The organism is Serratia sp. Sp408, assembly GCF_057180665.1.
The window spans coordinates 2,004,365-2,022,255 of record NZ_JBXUFT010000001.1 but is presented as its reverse complement, the minus strand read 5'-3'; the positions used below and the strand labels follow the sequence as shown (position 1 = coordinate 2,022,255).

Sequence of the window (17,891 nt, the reverse complement as noted above, 5' to 3'; positions counted from 1 at the left end):
AATGATTTGGAAAGCTTAATCGTAACTCTCGTTTCTTTTCGGAATAATCAATATCTAGTTTATGCGGTGGTTTTATTTTTAATCCTTTTCTCATTTGATAATCAATGAATTATGCACTGAATATCCTGTCTGCAAAGACAGGAACGGATGCTTCGAGTAAGAACGTCTTTTTCTTCATGTAGGTTGATCATGGTGTGTCCTGGAAATTGACCATTGTAATACCGTTATTGTCTACGGTTCCCTAATGCAAAAATACTGTGCGGAAGTGCGCAAAGTCCATCGCATTAATTTATTACAATGGCAACTCGGTTATTTTTATACTTGCTAATTTCAGATGCAAGTTACCATTTGACAGGTCATTTTTTATATCTTTTTTGACGCTTTATATATTCAGGATCTTCTTCATGGGGAAGTATTACTTTAAGTCCTGATGCCATTTGAGATGCAATATAATTCACATTGGATAAATGTTGAGCAAGCTCTGGATCTGTGGTAGCGAACTCTTTGGAGGCATATGCGCCTAAAGTAATGGTATGCAGTTTGCTTTTGTCATTGTTGTTGCCCTCCAATATGTCTTTGATATATTGAATTTGATTAAGGGCAGATTGGTATAATGGGAAGCTAGGCAACGTGTTTTGTCTTTCTTTTACCACAGCTAAGGCTGCATTCACATAATCAATGGCTGTCATAGACATTACGGTTTTACCTTAAATAAATCTTTTTCACTTGAGAGCAACTGTATTGCTCCACCTTTAGTCTGGAAGGGTACATCTTTTACGGACCATGTATCAAGTGCAGGAAGGGAAGTGCTTCTTAATACTTGCACTTTTTCTTGAGTTACATAAGGCATGGCTACTTTATCGACAATTTTATCTGTGCCGTAAATAGTACCTTTAGGATTAATCCCCAGCTCTGTTGGTTCTACTTTTTCACTCAGAGCATACCAATTACCTTGCCTACCATTAGGTACCTGATTTTGATAGAGCACTTTGTTTCTGTTCAAGGTCTCAACCGATACTCTTTGTGTATAATCAATCCCATTGTCAAAGTCTTTTATTTGCTGCGATGTAAACCCTTTGGATTCAAGGAAGTCCCTTGCACTTTCTTTATTTCCTCGGATTGTTATATCTTTGTTTAAATCACCGGTACGCCCAAATTTTTCATTCAAATAGGCACGTCGCGCACTGATTGCTTTAGTACGATTAAACGCATCAAACTTGGCGCCGCCTTTACCCCCGAGAAACCCACCGGCAAAGCCGCCGGCCAGCATGGACCATTTTTGGCCATCGCTGCCTTCGCCGAACCGTGCGCCCCCGAGCAGGCTGCCGACAAATCCGCCACCCAGGCCACCCAGCGTCCCCAGAATGGCTATCGCAGGCGAGGCCAATACTGCCGCAGCGCCGGCGCCAACGGCCAGCAGCGTCCAGTTAACCCAGGCCGGAATTTCGGGTTCAATCTCATCGGTCTGTTCGGTATCGCCGCCGATAATCACGTTGGGCGAGCCGCTGTGAATTTCTGCGCTACAGGCCAGCAAATCATTAATGCGTGCCGCCGGCAGGTCGTTGATATACACCTTGGCAGAGCCTTGAGCCACCACCTTTTTGGCTGGCCCATCCTCGGCGCATTCACCAAAGGAAAGGTGTGCACGAATGGCCGCGCGGCCATTGATATAAACGTTTGGCGAACCGTCCACCAGCACGCCGGTTACGTGGCGTGGGGCCCAGGACATACTACCCAATACCTCGCCCAGCCCACCACCGGCAGAGGCACCGGCCGCAACGGCGGCCACGGCGACGGCAGCGGTTCCGCCCGTCACGGCGATGATGGCGGCACCGATGATCGCGCCGCCAACCAGGCCGGCTATCATCCATCCCTGCGAGGCGGTATGGGCAATTTCATCCAGTTCGCGTGCAGCAGCGAGATCCGCCATGGGCTACGACTCCTTACTCAGCCGCAGATACTCCGCAATGCGTTCAGGATCGTTGAGCTCCTCCGGGCCATTCACCGAACGGCAGAGTAACAGGATCGAGGCTAAATTTTGCGTGCTGCTGGCTGAGGAGGTCCACAGCGCATAGCGCGTGGGCTCCTGTGGATTGCTGCCCACCACCGGCGCGATCTGCAACGGTTCCCCCTGCGTGTGGTAGAACAGGTAACTGCCGCTCAGCGCCCGCTGCAAATCGATATGCTGATAAAGCGCGGTAATGCTGGTGAAGACGGAAAGTTGCTTATTATCGTTGTCGAAGACAAAAAATTTGCCGCTGGAGTCTGCCGGCAGCATTTCAGCGGCAAAGGTTTCCTGCCGGGTGAAGGCGATACTGGCAATAATCTGTTCATATTGGCGTTGGTAGTATTCATCAAAGCCGTTTTGGCATGTACCGATATAACAGACGATTTTCCGCCCCTGCGGCCGCTCGTCTAAAATAACTATCTGCTGTTTTTGCCAGATGCGTGCGTCACCGGAGATGAACTGATAAGACAGTTCAATGGACGGTTGTCCGTCAATACTTCCCGGCGTCGATGACGCCAGTTGGAATCCCTGCACGGTGTTTTCCAGCTCTTTGGCCAGACGAGCCGCGACTTTGTGCAACGTATCGTCAGGCGTAGCCGTGGCGCGCGAGACGACAAAAGTAAACTCGCTGGCATTATTTTCACTTAACGTGAAGAGATTCATCGTTCTGTCTTTAAATGCATCGGGCAATTCAAATTTTGCCTCTTGCGTTACATAGTGCGTCATGGCTTATCCTTTACCGTTTCCTTCGGGAAAGAAGCTTTGAATTTGGGAATTGATCGCATCTTTATGGCCGGCGCCTGGCGCATCGGTCTTTTTACTGCCGCTGGATGGGTTGAGGTTGAGCTTGCCACCGGAGGTGTTGATCTCACCGGCCTTATCCACGGTGATATTGAAGTTCACCCCTTTGATATTGATATTGCCTTCTTTGGTCAGTTCCAAAACGCTTTCCCCACACTCCAGGCGAATTGACTCACCAGAGCCGATAATGAAGGCGCCAAGCGCGTTATCGGTACGCTTTTGTGCGGTCAACATGGTGGAGTCGCCCTTGACGCAAATGGTCTGGGTTTCGACCACGCGTTGTTCTTCTTTGCCGCCGACAAAGTGGGTATGGTTTTTATCAATGGTATGGGTTTCGTCGTTCTCCACGTCGATGTCCATATTGCGCTCGGCATGTAACCACACCTGCTCGGAGCCCGCCTTGTCCTCAAAGCGCAGGGCGTTGGCATTGTCCGGCGTACCGTCTTTCGAGCGGCTCATAAAGCCCATCTGGGTCGCGGCGGCCGGCAGCGCCCACGGCGGCATGCTGGCTTCGTTGTAGACGCGGCCGGTAACGATCGGCCGGTCCGGATCGCCGTTGATAAAGTCCACCACCACTTCGTCATTGACCCGCGGGATCTGTACGCCGCCGTAACCCTGACCGGCCCAGGCGCTGGAAACGCGCACCCAGCACGAACTGGTGTCATCGCCTTTGGCCAATCGATCCCAGTGGAACTTCACCTTGATGCGGCCATATTTGTCGGTCCAGATGGATTCACCTTTCGGGCCGACCACCCGGGCGGTCTGCGGCCCGTGGGTTTTGGGCCATTCGGCACGCTGCGCCGGCCGCCATGGCACGTCCGCCGGGATAACGGTAAAGTCGATACGATGTTCGCTGGATTGGTCGTCGCCGCTGGCGTAGCGGTTCTCTTGCAGCCTATAGGTGGCGGCCAGCGTCAGGTATTCACCGTTGTCGGCAAGGTAGGGCGCGTTATACAGCGTGAACGTACAACCGGGGGCGATGCCCAGCGCGGTAGCGGTAGCGCTGATCTGTTGGTGCTCGGCCTGCCACGCTTCCTGACGTACGCGAGCGTAAAACTCACCCTGCTGGTGTTCGGTGTAGCGGCCCGGCCAGTCATAAACGTCGATCTGGCCCGGTGACGGCGAAACCGGGTTTTGCCGTGCCTGGAATAGCCAGGCGTTAGGTTTGCGGAAGTCGTAATCATCGACGCTGTAAATGCCCGGCGTTACCCGATCCGCCAGCGTCCACTGGCTGATGCCTTCTTCGCTGGTGCTGCCACCGGACGGCGTCAGGTGATAGGGGATCATTTCATAGCCGGGGAACGGCTGATGATGATGTGGTGCGTCGGCCAGCACCAGCGTGTGCTTGTCTTTTTCGTGCTTGAAGTAATAGTAAATCCCTTCCAGCTCCATCAGACGGCTGATGAAGTTAAAGGTCGATTCGCTGTACTGCACGCAGTAACCCCACTGGCGATAGCTGCCGGTCAGCTGATCCTCCAGTTGGACATTGTGCTCGCCGAGCAGCGTTTTGACGATCTGCGGAACGGTCTGTTCCTGGAAAATACGGAAGTTGCGGTCTTTGGTCATCGGCCACAGATCGGGCTGCATACGCAGCGAATACACCGAATATCGGGTGCCGCTGATTTCTTCGCTGCTGACGGCAATGGCGGTGATTTTGCCATTCAGGTAACGCGTTGGGCCGATCAGGCCCGAGGTCGGGATTTCCAGCGTCAGCGGTTGGCCGAGTAGCGCCTTGCGATCCAGTCGCGCGTCTTTGCTCAGCAATTCAACGGTGAAATCAAACGGGGTGGAAAGGGCTTCGCTCCCTTCCAATGAGCGGAACAGCAACTGCTCCTGGCCCAGCGGGGTATGCGCGATAATGCGGTCGAACATGAGAACATCCTCGGTAAATGACATCCCCGGTCAATTTGACGCTGTCCCTGCATGGGCTGCGGGCTGTCAGCCGCGTCACTTACCGCGTAAGCGCCGCGGAGTCTGCCCGCTTGCCGTCCTGAGTCAATGCCAACCGTTGGGGTAATGATGCCAATCCCATGAAATAAGATAACAACGGCGCCGGAAGCCCGACGCGCGGTGGGGGAGGGTTTAGCCGGCGCTTGCCGGGTTGACCAGCCAGGTGCCGGCGCTGTCGATGGTCAATTGCTGACGTCGCAGGCTGTCATTGTGGCGGATCTCTAACCGATAGCTGCCCGGTGCCAGATTCAGGCGGGCGTTGCCGTTGCTATCGGGGTGCAGCTGCTGCGCCTTGCCATCCAGGGTCACGTTTTCACCCGGCTGCAATTTGAAATACACCAACGCTACCGGAGCCGGTACCGGAGCCGCTTCAGCCGGCGCTGCCTGCTGTGGTGCGCTCTGCTGCGCGCTCAGCGTTTTCTCCGCCGGCGGCGTATTGGCGTTCTCAACGACGGCGGTGGCGGGTTGGCTCTCTTCCGGGCTGCTGGTGATCCAGCTGATGGCGCCGATAACCAGCAGGGCGGCGACGCCGGCGCCAATCATCATCGGGCGGGATAGCTTGAGACTGCCAGCGGTGGCGGTGCCGGCTGCGGCTGCGCTGGCCGCCGGATTGGTGGCGATCAACGGCGGCTCTGGCGTCGCGGCCGGGGTACTGACGATCTCCGCTTCGTCAGCGACCGTCAGGTGCAGCAGCTCGGCCATCTCGTCAATGGTTTGTGGGCGATCTTCCGGTCGCAGCGCCAGCGACTGGTCGATCACCCGCAGCAGTTCCTGTGAATAGCCCTCTGGGCGACGCGCGGTCAGCGGTTGATAACTGTCTTCAATGCTGCGCACCACGCTCACCGGCGGCGGGCTGCCGACAATCAGCGTATGCAGTACCGCACCGAGCGCGTAGATATCGGTCCAGGGACCTTGCTCGCCGTCGCTGTTTTCGGTGTATTGTTCGATCGGCGCAAAGCCCGGCTTGAGCATGATTTCCGTTTCGTCGGACAGGTTGCCGATCTCTTTGCGTGCCGAACCGAAGTCCAGCAGCACCGGCAACTGGTTTTCCTGAATCTGGATATTATCCAGCGAAATATCGCGGTGCAGGTAACCTTCCTGATGAATGGTGTTGATGGCGCTGAACAGCGGTGGCAACAGCCTGCGGATCCACGCTTCGTCAACGATCTCCGGCTGCTGTGCCTTGAGATTTTTCAGCGTGGTGCCGCTGTAGAACTGGGTGCCCATATAGGCGGTGCCGTTCTCTTCCCAGAAACGCAGCACGTGCAGCAAGCCGGGATGAGAAAAACGGGCCAGCAGCCGTGCTTCCTGAATGAAACTGTTCAATCCGGCCTGGAACGTCTTGCTGAAGCGTTCACCGCGCAGGCTGAGCGTCAGATCGTCATTGCGCCGCGCCAGCTGGGTTGGCATGTATTCCTTGATGGCAATAGTGCGTTCGAGCTGGTGGTCATAAGCGCGATAAACGATGCCGAAGCCGCCTTCGCCAATCACTTCCCTGATTTCGAACTCATTGAACCGATGGCCGATCGGCAGGCTGTTTGAGTTCGGTTTTTTTATCCCGGTTCCCGACATAATGGCTACTCTCTGTGTTCAAACGGTCGCCGCCGGGGCGACCTTGGCATTAAGCCTGAAATTGACAAACAAACTCGTGGTCTTGCAGCGTGATATGCAGCTGACGGTAACGTTGATCGTTGGCGCTGGCCGACAGCAGGGTATGGCTGATCTGCGGCAGCAGGGTATTGGTCAGGATCGCGTCGACCATGCGACCGCCGGACTCCACTTCGGTACAGCGGCTGACGATAAGCGAGATCACCGCATCGTCGAAGGTGGTGGTGATGGCATGGTTTTCTGCCATACGGCGCTGTATGCGGCCAAGCTGCAAACGTACGATATTGCCGAGCGTGGCGTCGGTCAGCGGGTAGTACGGCGCCACCAGCAGACGGCCCAGCAGCGCCGCCGGGAACACCGACAGCAGCGGCTGGCGTAGCGCCGCGCTAAGCGCCTCAGGTTCCGGCATTAACTCCGGATCGCTGCACAGACCGGCGATCAGATCGGTGCCGACGTTGGAGGTCAGGATAATGATGGTATTGCGGAAGTCGATGTGACGACCTTCGCCATCTTCCATCCAGCCCTTGTCAAAGACCTGGAAGAAAATCTCATGCACGTCCGGGTGCGCTTTTTCGATCTCGTCCAGCAGTACCACGCTGTAAGGGCGGCGTCGTACCGCTTCGGTCAATACGCCGCCTTCGCCGTAACCAACGTAACCCGGCGGTGCACCTTTCAGCGTGGAGACGGTGTGCGACTCCTGGAATTCGCTCATGTTGATGGTGATGACGTTCTGTTCTCCGCCATACAGCGTTTCCGCCAGTGCCAATGCCGTTTCGGTTTTACCGACGCCGGACGGACCGGCCAGCAGGAATACCCCCACCGGTTTGTTCGGATCGTCCAGCCGGGCGCGAGAGGTGCGTACGCGACGGGCGATCAGATCCAGCGCGTGACGCTGGCCGATCACCCGCTGGTTCAGGGTATCGGACAGCTGCAATACCGCGTCGATTTCGTTTTTGACCATGCGGCCCAACGGGATGCCGGTCCAGTCGGCTACGACCGCCGCGACGACGTTGGCGTCCACCGCGGCGAAGATCAGCGGCGCCTCGCCCTGCAACGCATTGAGTTGCTGTTGCAGATCGCTCAGTTGCTCGCGCAGCGCATCGGCGCTGAGCGGCGCTTCAGTCGGCGAGGGATCCTCGGCGTGGTGGGGCGGCGCGGGTTCGCTGGCGCTGTGGCCATCGTTGTCGTGCGGCGTTTCCTGCTGATGCAGCTGGCTGCGCAGATCGATAATCTGCTGAATCAGCACCAGTTCTTGTTGCCAACGCTGGGTCAACTGCGCCAACTGTTGTTGCAGCGTGGCCAGTTGAGCTTCGATTTCTTCAGGACGTTGCAGGTTGCCAATGCCGACTTTGCTCTCGCGGCGGGCAATCTCCAACTCGATTTGCAGTGCCTCGATACGGTGACGGCAATCTTCCACCTGCGCCGGTTCGGCATGCTGGCTGACCGCCACGCGCGCGCAGGCGGTATCCAGCAGCGCCACCGCCTTGTCCGGTAACTGGCGCGCCGGAATATAACGGTGCGACAGGCGCACCGCCGCATCGACCGCCTCATCCAGCAGCAGCACGCGGTGGTGCTGTTCCAGTGGACTGACGGTACTGCGCAGCATCAGCAGCGCTTTGTCCTCGCTGGGTTCATGCACCTGCACCACCTGGAAGCGGCGGGTCAGCGCCGGATCCTTTTCGATGTATTTTTTGTACTCGGACCAGGTGGTGGCGCCGACGGTACGCAGTTGACCGCGTGCCAGCGCCGGTTTCAGCAGGTTGGCGGCATCGCCGGTGCCCTGGGCGCCGCCAGCGCCGATCAGCGTGTGAATTTCATCAATGAACAAAACGATCGGCGTCGGGCTGGACTGGACTTCATCGATCACCGCCTGCAGGCGTTTTTCGAACTCGCCTTTCACCCCGGCGCCGGCTTGCAGCATGCCGATATCCAGCAGCATCAGCTGTACGCCACGCAGCTGTGGCGGTACATCGTCGGCGACAATGCGCAGTGCCAGGCCTTCGACCACGGCGGTTTTACCGACGCCGGCCTCGCCGGTCAGCAGCGGGTTGTTCTGGCGGCGGCGCATCAGGATATCAATAATCTGGCGAATTTCTTCGTCACGGCCGGTGACAGGGTCGATCTCGCCGTTGCGCGCACGGGCGGTCATGTCCTGCGCATATTGTGCCAGCACGCTACCGCCGCTTTGGCTGGCAGTGGCGGCGTTACCGTCGACAACCGGCGCTGCGGACTGTGCCAGTGCATTTTCGGCAGAATGGGCGGTGATGTCGGCAAACTGCGCCATTAAAATATCGCTGTTGATGCGCTCGAACTGGCCGGAAATGGCCTTCAACTGGTGGCGCAGACTGTAGGTTTTCTGAATGCCGAGCAGCAAATGACCGCCGCGAATGGTCTGGGCACCGAACTTCAGCGAGCCATATACCCAGGCGCGCTCCACCGCGTTGTCGATGTGTTCCGAGAGATCGGAAATAGCGCTGGCGCCGCGCGGCAGGCGATCCAGCGCCTCGACGATATCGCGCGCCAACTGCGCTTCGTCAACGGCAAAGTGGCGGAAAATCTGTTGCAGATCGCCGTCTTGAGCCTGCATTAACTGGTGCAGCCAGTGCGCCAGTTCGACGTAGGGGTTGCCGCGCAGCTTGCAGAAGGCGGTTGCGCTTTCCAGCGAGGTGAATAATAAACTGTCCAGTTTGCCAAATAATACCGAGCGGCTGATTTCAGACATGGTGTTCCTCAAGTCTCGTTAAAATGGATTTTCCAGCGGTTCCGGGCTGAAGATCAGATCGCCGACGTCGTGGCGTCGTTGCGCCGCGGCCATCCAACTGCTGAGCCCGAGACGCTGAACACCGCCAAGTTGAGTGCCGACCAGCTGTTCTTTTGCCAGAATCAGCCGCACTTCCCAGACGAATTCAATACCAAGATACTGTCGTACCCAGTCGCGGAGCTGTACGCACAGCGCTGCGCCGGGCAGAAATCGGTCGTAATCGCGTTGAGACATCGGCCCCAGCTCGATACGAAACTTATGCTGTACATCACGCACCGCCACGCCAAGAAAGGCGGACTCCCCGAGGCGTGGCGCATTGCGGCCAGCCTTCAGCCGCGCCTGTTCACGCGGCTCCACCCGTAGCCAGTGCGGGACGTTTTCCACGATGCGCACCGGTACCTGAAAATATTGTCGCAGAATCTTGCTCAGGCCCTCCGGATCGCGACTGTGGCGAATCAGATGACCGGCCATAAAATGCTTGGCGTGGGCATTGATCGCGTCACGCCGGCGCTGCGCCGGCTGGCCGTTGCCAATCAGGCTGGCCAGATAGTCATCGAAACGGCCGTTATCGGCGCGATCGAGCGACACCGTCGGTTGCGCATCGGCCCAGGCGCGGTAGAACAGCAGCGTCAGGCGGTGATGGAACAGATTGGCAAAGGCCATCAGGGTGGTGTCCTGATGGTGATGGATCCGTTCGCGCACGTATTCGGTCAAATGCAGCGGCAGCGGCCCATTGGGTCCGAACAGGCCGAAGCTGAAGATCGACACGTCATGCAGCGGACTGCCGTCACGCGGGCTGACTCGCGCCAGCGTTGATGGCGCGAACGACAGCGACGGCTCCTGGCCAAGTCGCAGCATTTCATGGCGCGGCAGCGGCGCACGGCCCAGCAGATAAGGCTGTCCGCCTTGTGCGTCGAGGCGGCGCAACAGCTGGAACAGATCGTATTGATACGGCGCGGCGCGCAGCCGTTGCCAGAAATCCTCCGGCAGGCGGTAAAGCGCGTTGATCTGCGGCCTGTCGCTGACCGGCCGTTCGGTGACGCTGTCGCTCATATCAACGTCCTTTTGCCCATGCGTGCCTGCCAGTGGGCGATCTCACCGCGTTGCTGGCTGGACAGCGTCATTTCGGTAAAGGTGTTCATCGCCACCAGTCGGGCGAACAGCCGCTCCAGCACGCTGCCCAGCAGGTAGGGGCTGCTGCCGGAAAACGCCTGATCGTCAACGGTAAGATCAATGGCAATGCCGCGCGCGAACACGATCGGCCCTGGCTCCGGCACCCGGCGGTAGACCGGTCGCAGATGACAGTGACGCACCCCCTGGATCTGCTTGGCGACCGCCGGTTCGCTCAGGTTGCCGTACAGGCCGAGCAGTTGTCGCAGGCTGGCTGCGCCTTGTTCCGGATCGCCGTCCATCATGCTCAGGTAGTTGAGTTGCAACTGGCTGATCAGTCGCCAGGTGATCATGCCGTCCGCCAGCGCCGGGCGCGGGGGCGTAGGCCCTTTTCTCAGCGTGACCTGTTTGATCGGAATGGAATCCGGCATCACGAAGTTGCCCTGATCCTGTTGCAGCAGCATCAACGGCAAATCGCGGCTGGTGCACAGTACGTCGGCGGTCAGGTATTTCAGATCGCTGTGCCACGGTGACTGGCGTTCGTCCACCAGCGACACGAACACCTCGGAACCGAGATAGCCGGTGCGTGTGCCGTAGCGACGTGCATGTTCAGACAGCGTGCGCTGTTCGCGGCGTAGTGAGAAATAGGCACCGTAATTGCCGTCATCCTCGCTCAGGGTGCTGTAAAACGGACGAAACTCCTGCTCGTAGCGTTTTTCGCTGGCGCTGCCTCCCAGCCGTTGCACCGAAAACACCTCATAATCCAGCGGGCGTATGTTGTCGACCACCAGGTGATATTCATGGTTTTTCTCGTTGACCGTGATGCGTTCGGCGACTTTCGGGAACAGGTTGATCACCGGCGTGCAGTGCAGCGCCAGATGGCTGACGTCGATTACGCGCTCCAGCGCGGCATCCTGCTTGTCGAGCAACACCACGATGTCGAACTGACGCAGCGGTTTTTTGCCTTCGCGAACCCCGTGCAGCAGCGGCTGTAAGCCACCGATGCTGAAGAACTGAAAGCGCGCCGGGAAAGCGAAGTATTCCTGCAACAGGCGATAGCCGTCAAAGTTGCGCAGATCGTTGGGTAATAACGCCTGCTCGGCGTCGAATCCCTCCTGGCGCAGCGCGTCCTCTGCCAGTACCCGGCGCTGCGGCTGTGCATCGACGGTTTGGCACAGCAGGCCGACGGTATGCTGCATCAGCAGTTCCAGCAGTTGCTGTGCTTGCAGATCCGGGCCGGCCAGGTAGAACATCAGCCGATCGAGATTCAGGTTGTTCAGCGTGACGGTGTCGTAGCATTCCAGCGTGATGCGCAGCGCGCTGACGCAGCCACTGTGCTGCAAGCCGAGCGATGCCAGTGGAATATCGGCCGGAATGCCGCCCAGTTCGACGTTTTTCAGCCGTACCGGTTGCAGCGTGACGTCATGCGCGGTGGTGTAACTGCAGGTAATGCCGTTTTTCTTCAGCGTCTGGCTGTCCATCATGGTGCCGCGCGGTACCACGAAGCCGTTGCTGATATCGCCCTTATGGCTGTCCGGCTGTAGCTCGGCAATCGCCATCGACGGGGTGGGTGATAAATAATTCGGATAAATGATTTCCAGCAGCCGCTGGGAAAATCGCGGGAACTCTGCGTCCATCTTCAGCTGTACGCGTGAGGTGAGGAAGGCGAAGCCCTCCATCAGGCGCTCAATGTACGGGTCTGCCACGTCAATGCCACGCATGCCAAGACGCCCGGCGACCTTGGGATACTGTTCGGCAAACTCGGCGCCCATCTCGCGCAGATAGGCCAGTTCGCGGTTGTAATACTCTAAAAGTTTACTGTCCATCGCCTTACCCTATGTCTTTCAGATCGAAATGGCCGTTTTCCAGGTCTACGTCGGTACGGAACAGAAACTCCAGCGGGTAGGGTACGCACCATAGGCGGCCCTTGATCTCAATCGACAGCACGTTGTGTAACTCCAGCGAACCGGTATCGGAAATACAGCGCACCTGCAGGCCGTCGGGCAGGATGCGCGGCTCGAAATTGAGGATCGATTCGGTGAGCGCGCGTTGAATATCCAGCCATTCGATATCCGACATGCGTTTGCCGGCCAGCGAGGCAATGCCGTAATTGAGGGTTGAGCGACGTACCTGCGGCAGATCGGCGAGGTCGAGATTCGATTCGCTGTTGACGCAGTTGAACAGCCATTGCAGATCGCGCAACACCCGGCGGCGCAGTTCACTGTGTGACACCAGGTTGCGCGTTTGCGCTTCCTGTTTTTTCTGCGGTTCGTCATCGGTCAGCAGATCCAGCAGTACCGGTTGCATTTTGTCGCGCGAGGTCAGGCGATCGCTGTCCTGACGCTGGCGATAACCCTGACGACGCAGATCGCCGTCGCTGGGGGGCGCGGCCGGGCGTTTGGCGTTCATCATCAGGCGTCCTGGTTAAAACTCAGCTGGCGCAGACCGTGCAACGGCAGCTCGTCGCTGTCGCTCAGCCAGGTTTTCAGACCGAAACCGGCATAATGCGGGCTGTCGCCCAGCGGCTGCCATTCGGTACGTTTGCCGAGCAGCAGCGCATCGTCGCTGCCTGCCGCCAACGGATAGCGCGCCGGCAATTGACACACCTGCTCGCGGCCGTCGGTCAGGCGCACCAGCGCGTGGCTCCACACCAGATCGATGGCGCTTTGCGGCGCCTGAAACTGAATGTCGGCGATGTCGCAGAACGGCAGCCAGTAATACACGCCGTTCAGCGCCAGTTCGCAGATCGGGCCGAGACGGCCATCGCCGTCCATCAGCCAGTCGAAGCTGAGGGTGTTATCGCCGTTGGCGTCGGCCTGCGTCAATTGCCCGCTCACCGCCGGTGCCTGTTCCAATGCACTATCGCGCGAGGCTTGCGCTGCCTGATGCTCGCCGTTGATGTCCTGTTGCAGTGCCTGGATCATCAGCGCCAGCCACTGCGGGTCCTGTTTCAGTAACGCAGGTGCGGCCTGACCGGCGAACACCGCCTGGCGTTGCAGCTCGGCGTCAACCGACTGCATCAGCAGCAAGGTGGTGGGTTGCGCGATGGGTTTCAGCGCTTGCCATGATTTTAATTGCGCCTTGGCTCGCTGCCAGTTGCCGCTCAGGCACAGCAGTTGCACCAGGGCGGCACGCAGATCGGCGTCCGCCGGTCGAGCCTTGATTTCAGATTCTACCGCCAGCGTTGCGTCACCGATGGAGCCACCTTGCAACATTTCAGTTAATGATTTCACAGCACTTCCTCTTGATTCAGTGGGCAACGTTGTTGACGGACAGATAACTGCCGCTGGCGGGATCGGCGCGGTCGGCAACCAGTTTATCCACCAGACGTACCGTGAGCGTCGCGTTGCGCTCGCTCAGCAACGGTTGCCAGGCGGCCTGCACCTCGGCGACGCGTTGCTTGACGCGTTCGGCGTCGGCGGCCTCCAGACGCGGCAATTCGGCGATAAGCGCGCCGTTAAAGATCCAGGCGTGCTGTTTGGCATCAAACGGCAGCAGCAGATAACTGCCGGCCGCCTGCGGATTGGCGAGCACCAGCCGTTGCGCGTTGGCGCTGACCACCTTCAGTGGCCGGGTGGCCACGTCAATGTTCATCAGCGGATAGCCCTGGTAAAAACTGACGGACGGCGTCAGCGTTTTCCCGCCTTGTTGCAGCGTGACGGCGCTGCTGCCGTTCAGCCAGCCGTCGACGCACTGCAAGGCATCGCCGCTGGGGATGAACAGCGCGCTGCCGGCATTGCCCTGGCCCCAATAGGTGCGGAACTTGCAGCCTTGGGGCAGGGTGAATACCTGTGCCGGGGACGCGTCGGCCGGCGCGGAGTTGACCGCCACCGCCGGTGCTGGCGCCGGTTCTGTCGACTGTGCCGCCGCGTTTGCCGCTATTTCCGGCTGCCATTTGCGGTTTTTGCTGGCGTTGCCGCTAGCCAGGGTCGCGCCGCTTTTATCGGTCAGCGTCCAGGGCAGTTGCGTGGCTTTGGCGCATTGCTTTTCCAGCAAATTGCCAACGCGTGGCAGAAAGTCATTCAGCACCGCGGCGTCGCGACTTTTGGCAGACACAATGCGCAGCGGAATGCTTTTCGCACACCAGCTGGCAGGCTTGTTGTTCTTGACGTCGTCGATGAATACTTCGAGTTTTTGGCTGGGGGAATACACCAACCGATAATTTGCCGCGTGAACGGCAGGCATCGCCATCAGGGCGATAACACCGGGCATCCAATATTTCATCGTTAACCTTGCTAACGTGGGCTGTGTTAAGCGACTCAATCGCGCGAAAGGAAACGTTCGGCATCCGCCAGCGAATGCAGCAGCGTGGTTTCTTGCGGCGAGCCAATCCATACGGCGATAGCGCTGTAGTTATCGCTGTTATTATTTTTCTTCCATGCCTGTTGCATCAGAGCGATCCACTCACTTGGCGAATTGACCATGTGCAGCGACTGCTCCAGTTCCGACTGGGTAAAGCTGTGCCAGAAGCCGTCGGTGCACAGCAGGAAAACGTCGCCGTCTTCCAGTTGCAGCACATCGCTGTAGGTGGCGTCACGCTCTTCGCTAAGGCCGAGCGCAAAGTACAGCAGGTTGCTGTTGATGCCGCTAGTTTGATAGCCGGCGTCCTGCATTTGCTGGATCAGGCTGTGATCGGTGGTCACGGCATGCAGATAACCGCGGCGGAACAGGTACAGGCGGCTGTCGCCGGCATGCGCCCAGTAGGCCAACTGATAATCGCGATCGATAAACAGGCTGACCAGCGTGGTGCCCATCTTGCTGAGCTCGTCCGACTGGTTCTGTTGCTGGTGGATGGCGGCGTTGGCCTGCGAGATGTGCTGGCGAATGCTCTGTGCATTCAGGTGCTTTTCACCGTCGAAATTATGCAGAATGGTGTCGCGCGCCAGCTTTGCGGCGATATCGCCACCGGGAAAGCCGGCGATGCCGTCGCACACCACGAAGCAGGCGGCGCGGTTGCCAACCACTTCACCGGTTTGATCCTGATTGGAATCGCGGCCACCTTGATTAGAGGTAGAGGCTATAGTGATATTCATTACGCGTCCGGGTTGAGCCAAAATTGCGCCTATCAAGACAGGCCCTGGGTTTGTGAGTCTTTATATTGATTCACTTCAACGTCATAGGCGTGCAGGAAGGCTTCGCCAAACAGCGTATGGAAGTCATCTTCGATTTCGCCTGCGGTTTGCTGATAATTTTTGACAAAGTAGTCCCACAGCGCGGCCTTGCGGTTGGACGGCAGCGCCAGGCGCGGCGCCGAACCTTCCTTGCGCGCTTCTTCTTCCAGACGGTCCGGATTAAACGACTGCAACATCGCGGCGATGATGGCGCGGATACCGGCAATCATCCCCAACTGGTGAGCCTGCAAATCGATCAACGCGTCGCGCACCGCCTGTTCCGGTGGCATAAAGCCCGGCATCTGGCTGCCGAACATCTGCATCAGCACGGTTTTCCCGGATGGCAGCAGCTTGAACGGGTTATTGGCCTCGTCGAGGATCATGGTCATTTCCGCCTTCACACCGCGTTTGAGAATTGAGCGCGAGGAGAGCAGGGCAACGGTACCTTGTGAAAACAGGCTCAGCAAACGGCCAACCTGGCGTACCTGTTGCTCGTCGAAATGCGGCTGCGGCTGCAGATCGTCCAGCCCGATGCCCTGCAGCAGCGCGTTCAGCAAAGGCCCTTCCAGCAGATCGCCGTTCGCCGTGCCGGCGTTTTGCGTGCGGGGTGACTGATAGGCCACCGGATCGATTCCCAGACGGTTGCCAGTGCGAGGCCGGTGCTGCGGTGGCTGGCTGAATTCAGGTTCTGCTGCGGCAGGTTGGGCAAATTGCGGCTCTGGCGCAGGCGGCATGCGTGGTTCTTCTTTTGCTGCCACCGGCGGCACTGGCTGCGCAACGGACGGCGGCGGCGTCGGTTCGATCGGCGCAGGCTTCAGCTGCTGCGCTTGCGGTGACGGTTGCGCTTGCCGTGGCGCCGTGGACGGCTCGGCGTCCATCTGGGTCAGCGGTACGGCTCCGCCCATCAGCAAGCCCAACGGGTCATTGCCGTTCAGTGCGTCCGGCGCGGCGGGCGCCGACGATGCGCCAAACAGTGCCAGTGGGTCGAGTTCTTCGCTCGGCTGTTTGGCGTTTGTTGCGGTTGGTGCCGCACTGGTGACCTTGACCGCCGGTTGCTGCGGCGCCTGTGGGCGATTTTCCGCCAGCAGCGCGCTCGGCGTGGTGTCGGTCAGAATATTGTCACGTTCGAAGGTGCTATCGGTGTTGAACAGCGCGCTGGGATCGGTCTGTTTTTGCTGTAACTGATGCAGATCGACGTTGCCGTCCAATTGGCTCAGTGGATCCGCCGGGTTCAGCTCGGTGCGCGGTTTTTCCAACAGCGGGTTATGACCGCCGTGAGCGGGGGGGGCCGGCGCGGGTTGTGCCGTGCCGCCGACCGGCGTGAACTCTTCCACCAGGCTGTCCCAGATTTCGTTGGGGATTGGAGCGGCGCCAGGCTGCGTTTTGGCGGCCGGTGCGGCATCGACCGCGTTGGCGACCACCGGCTGTGCCTGCTGAACCGGCGCTGCCTGCTGGTGCAGGGCACTGACCTGAATCTGATAATCGTCGATACCGAGGATATCGCCGTCTTGCAGTTCCACCTGACGACCACGCTCCAACGGGATATCGTTCAGCAGTACGCGGGTCACGTTGCCACGGTTGGTGATGCGGCATTCGCCATCAGCAGAAATATGCACAATGGCCTGCAAGCGGGAAATGGCGCGCTCTTCATCCGGTAATACCAGATTGTTATCCACGCTACGGCCAATAGTGCCGCCCGGCGGCAGAAAATCGCAGCTGCTTTGTGGCGGCAACTGGCCATTTTTGTTTTGTACAATGGTAAATCGCATAAGGCATTCCTGCTGATTAGGTTTTAAATATTACAATACCCTCACCCCAGCCCTTGGGCAGGAAAGGGCTGGGGTGAGGGGAATTAACGTGGTTAACGCGTAGGCCTGATGCTGACAAGCAATGAAAATGATTACGCGGACATAAACCATATGTGGTTACGCATATGGCAGTGAAGGGCATCTTTATTATTGTCATCGATATATGAATGCCCCTCTTATTGAGGGGCATAATAGACACAGATTACGCTTCGCGGTTTTCCTTGATATTCCAACCGGCGCTGCTTTCTGCACCTTTACCGCCTTTGTCACTCTGCTCCCAGTATTGCTGTTTGACTTTCGCCGCCTGGAAGGAATAAGTCACGCCAACGGTATCTTCGCCACCGGCACCGGTGTATTGCACCGCGGTAACCAGCACGTCGTCGAGGGTGATCTTCACATATTCAACCTGGGTACCGCCGGCCTTGCAGACGGACAGCTCTACCTTGGTCAGGTGTTTACCGCTGGAACAGTGCTTCAGCAGCGCAGGGGTTGATTTATCGACCAGCGCATTGACATGCAGATCGTTAAAGCAGACTTTACCGGCACCGCCGCCGCCGCCCACGCCCATGTTACCGGGTTGGGAAGCGCCCCAGGAGAAAGAAGTAATGTCGGTCCAGCCTTTGTGGTTTGAATCTTTAGATTCGCCGCTGGCACCTTCGACTTTCAGGAACATATCAATAGCCATAGCTCATTCACTCTTTATTAAGGGTTAACAGTAGTATTAACGTTGCGTT

The 17,891-nt window shown here is 58.1% G+C and carries 14 protein-coding genes; all 14 read right to left on the bottom strand.

From position 1 onward, the window contains the following. Nucleotides 1-356 precede the first annotated feature (356 nt). The 14 genes from AC2AXP_RS09590 to AC2AXP_RS09525 all read right to left on the bottom strand — a co-directional run bounded on the left by AC2AXP_RS09590 (nt 357) and on the right by AC2AXP_RS09525 (nt 17,842). Nucleotides 357-695 (bottom strand): immunity protein Tsi6 family protein, encoded by a 339-nt coding sequence (locus AC2AXP_RS09590; RefSeq protein ID WP_004961346.1) that lies wholly within the window; start codon nt 693-695, stop codon nt 357-359. After that, complete coding sequence (locus AC2AXP_RS09585) at nt 695-1,930, bottom strand: polymorphic toxin type 46 domain-containing protein (RefSeq protein ID WP_484381592.1); 1,236 nt, start codon at nt 1,928-1,930, stop codon at nt 695-697. The genes AC2AXP_RS09590 and AC2AXP_RS09585 overlap by 1 nt, the downstream gene beginning before the upstream one ends. A gap of 3 nt (nt 1,931-1,933) precedes the next feature. Further along, nucleotides 1,934-2,734, bottom strand: coding sequence for a DcrB-related protein (locus AC2AXP_RS09580; RefSeq protein WP_273871460.1), 801 nt, complete (start codon nt 2,732-2,734; stop codon nt 1,934-1,936). Nucleotides 2,735-2,737: 3 nt separating this feature from the next. Further along, nucleotides 2,738-4,681 (bottom strand): type VI secretion system Vgr family protein, encoded by a 1,944-nt coding sequence (locus AC2AXP_RS09575; RefSeq protein ID WP_039991961.1) that lies wholly within the window; start codon nt 4,679-4,681, stop codon nt 2,738-2,740. A gap of 210 nt (nt 4,682-4,891) precedes the next feature. After that, nucleotides 4,892-6,331 (bottom strand): serine/threonine protein kinase, encoded by a 1,440-nt coding sequence (locus tag AC2AXP_RS09570; RefSeq protein ID WP_371901745.1) that lies wholly within the window; start codon nt 6,329-6,331, stop codon nt 4,892-4,894. 49 nt (nt 6,332-6,380) lie between these two features. Next, a complete protein-coding gene (gene tssH / locus AC2AXP_RS09565; RefSeq protein WP_273871455.1) occupies nt 6,381-9,089 on the bottom strand; it encodes a type VI secretion system ATPase TssH in 2,709 nt (902 codons plus the stop codon). An 18-nt stretch (nt 9,090-9,107) separates the two neighbouring features. Continuing rightward, nucleotides 9,108-10,181 carry a type VI secretion system baseplate subunit TssG gene (tssG, locus tag AC2AXP_RS09560; RefSeq protein WP_198772940.1) on the bottom strand — a complete coding sequence of 358 codons (1,074 nt, stop codon included), beginning with the start codon at nt 10,179-10,181 and terminating at the stop codon, nt 9,108-9,110. Next, nucleotides 10,178-12,064 (bottom strand): type VI secretion system baseplate subunit TssF, encoded by a 1,887-nt coding sequence (gene tssF / locus AC2AXP_RS09555; protein ID WP_004961358.1) that lies wholly within the window; start codon nt 12,062-12,064, stop codon nt 10,178-10,180. Before tssF ends, tssG begins: the two co-directional genes overlap by 4 nt. A 4-nt stretch (nt 12,065-12,068) precedes the next feature. Further along, a complete protein-coding gene (locus tag AC2AXP_RS09550; protein ID WP_039992680.1) occupies nt 12,069-12,647 on the bottom strand; it encodes a type VI secretion system baseplate subunit TssE in 579 nt (192 codons plus the stop codon). Nucleotides 12,648-12,649: 2 nt separating this feature from the next. Then, nucleotides 12,650-13,471 (bottom strand): type VI secretion system accessory protein TagJ, encoded by an 822-nt coding sequence (locus tag AC2AXP_RS09545; protein WP_265332330.1) that lies wholly within the window; start codon nt 13,469-13,471, stop codon nt 12,650-12,652. Nucleotides 13,472-13,487: 16 nt separating this feature from the next. After that, on the bottom strand, nt 13,488-14,462 hold the full coding sequence (locus AC2AXP_RS09540; RefSeq protein WP_484381591.1) for a type VI secretion system-associated protein: 975 nt from the start codon (nt 14,460-14,462) through the stop codon (nt 13,488-13,490). Nucleotides 14,463-14,497: 35 nt separating this feature from the next. After that, nucleotides 14,498-15,271 carry a PP2C family protein-serine/threonine phosphatase gene (locus AC2AXP_RS09535; protein WP_004961366.1) on the bottom strand — a complete coding sequence of 258 codons (774 nt, stop codon included), beginning with the start codon at nt 15,269-15,271 and terminating at the stop codon, nt 14,498-14,500. A 32-nt stretch (nt 15,272-15,303) separates the two neighbouring features. Beyond that, complete coding sequence (gene tagH, locus AC2AXP_RS09530; RefSeq protein WP_484381590.1) at nt 15,304-17,118, bottom strand: type VI secretion system-associated FHA domain protein TagH; 1,815 nt, start codon at nt 17,116-17,118, stop codon at nt 15,304-15,306. 241 nt (nt 17,119-17,359) lie between these two features. Further along, nucleotides 17,360-17,842: an Hcp family type VI secretion system effector gene (locus AC2AXP_RS09525; RefSeq protein WP_004961372.1), complete on the bottom strand. Its 483-nt coding sequence runs from the start codon at nt 17,840-17,842 to the stop codon at nt 17,360-17,362. Between the last annotated feature and the right edge of the window lie 49 nt (nt 17,843-17,891).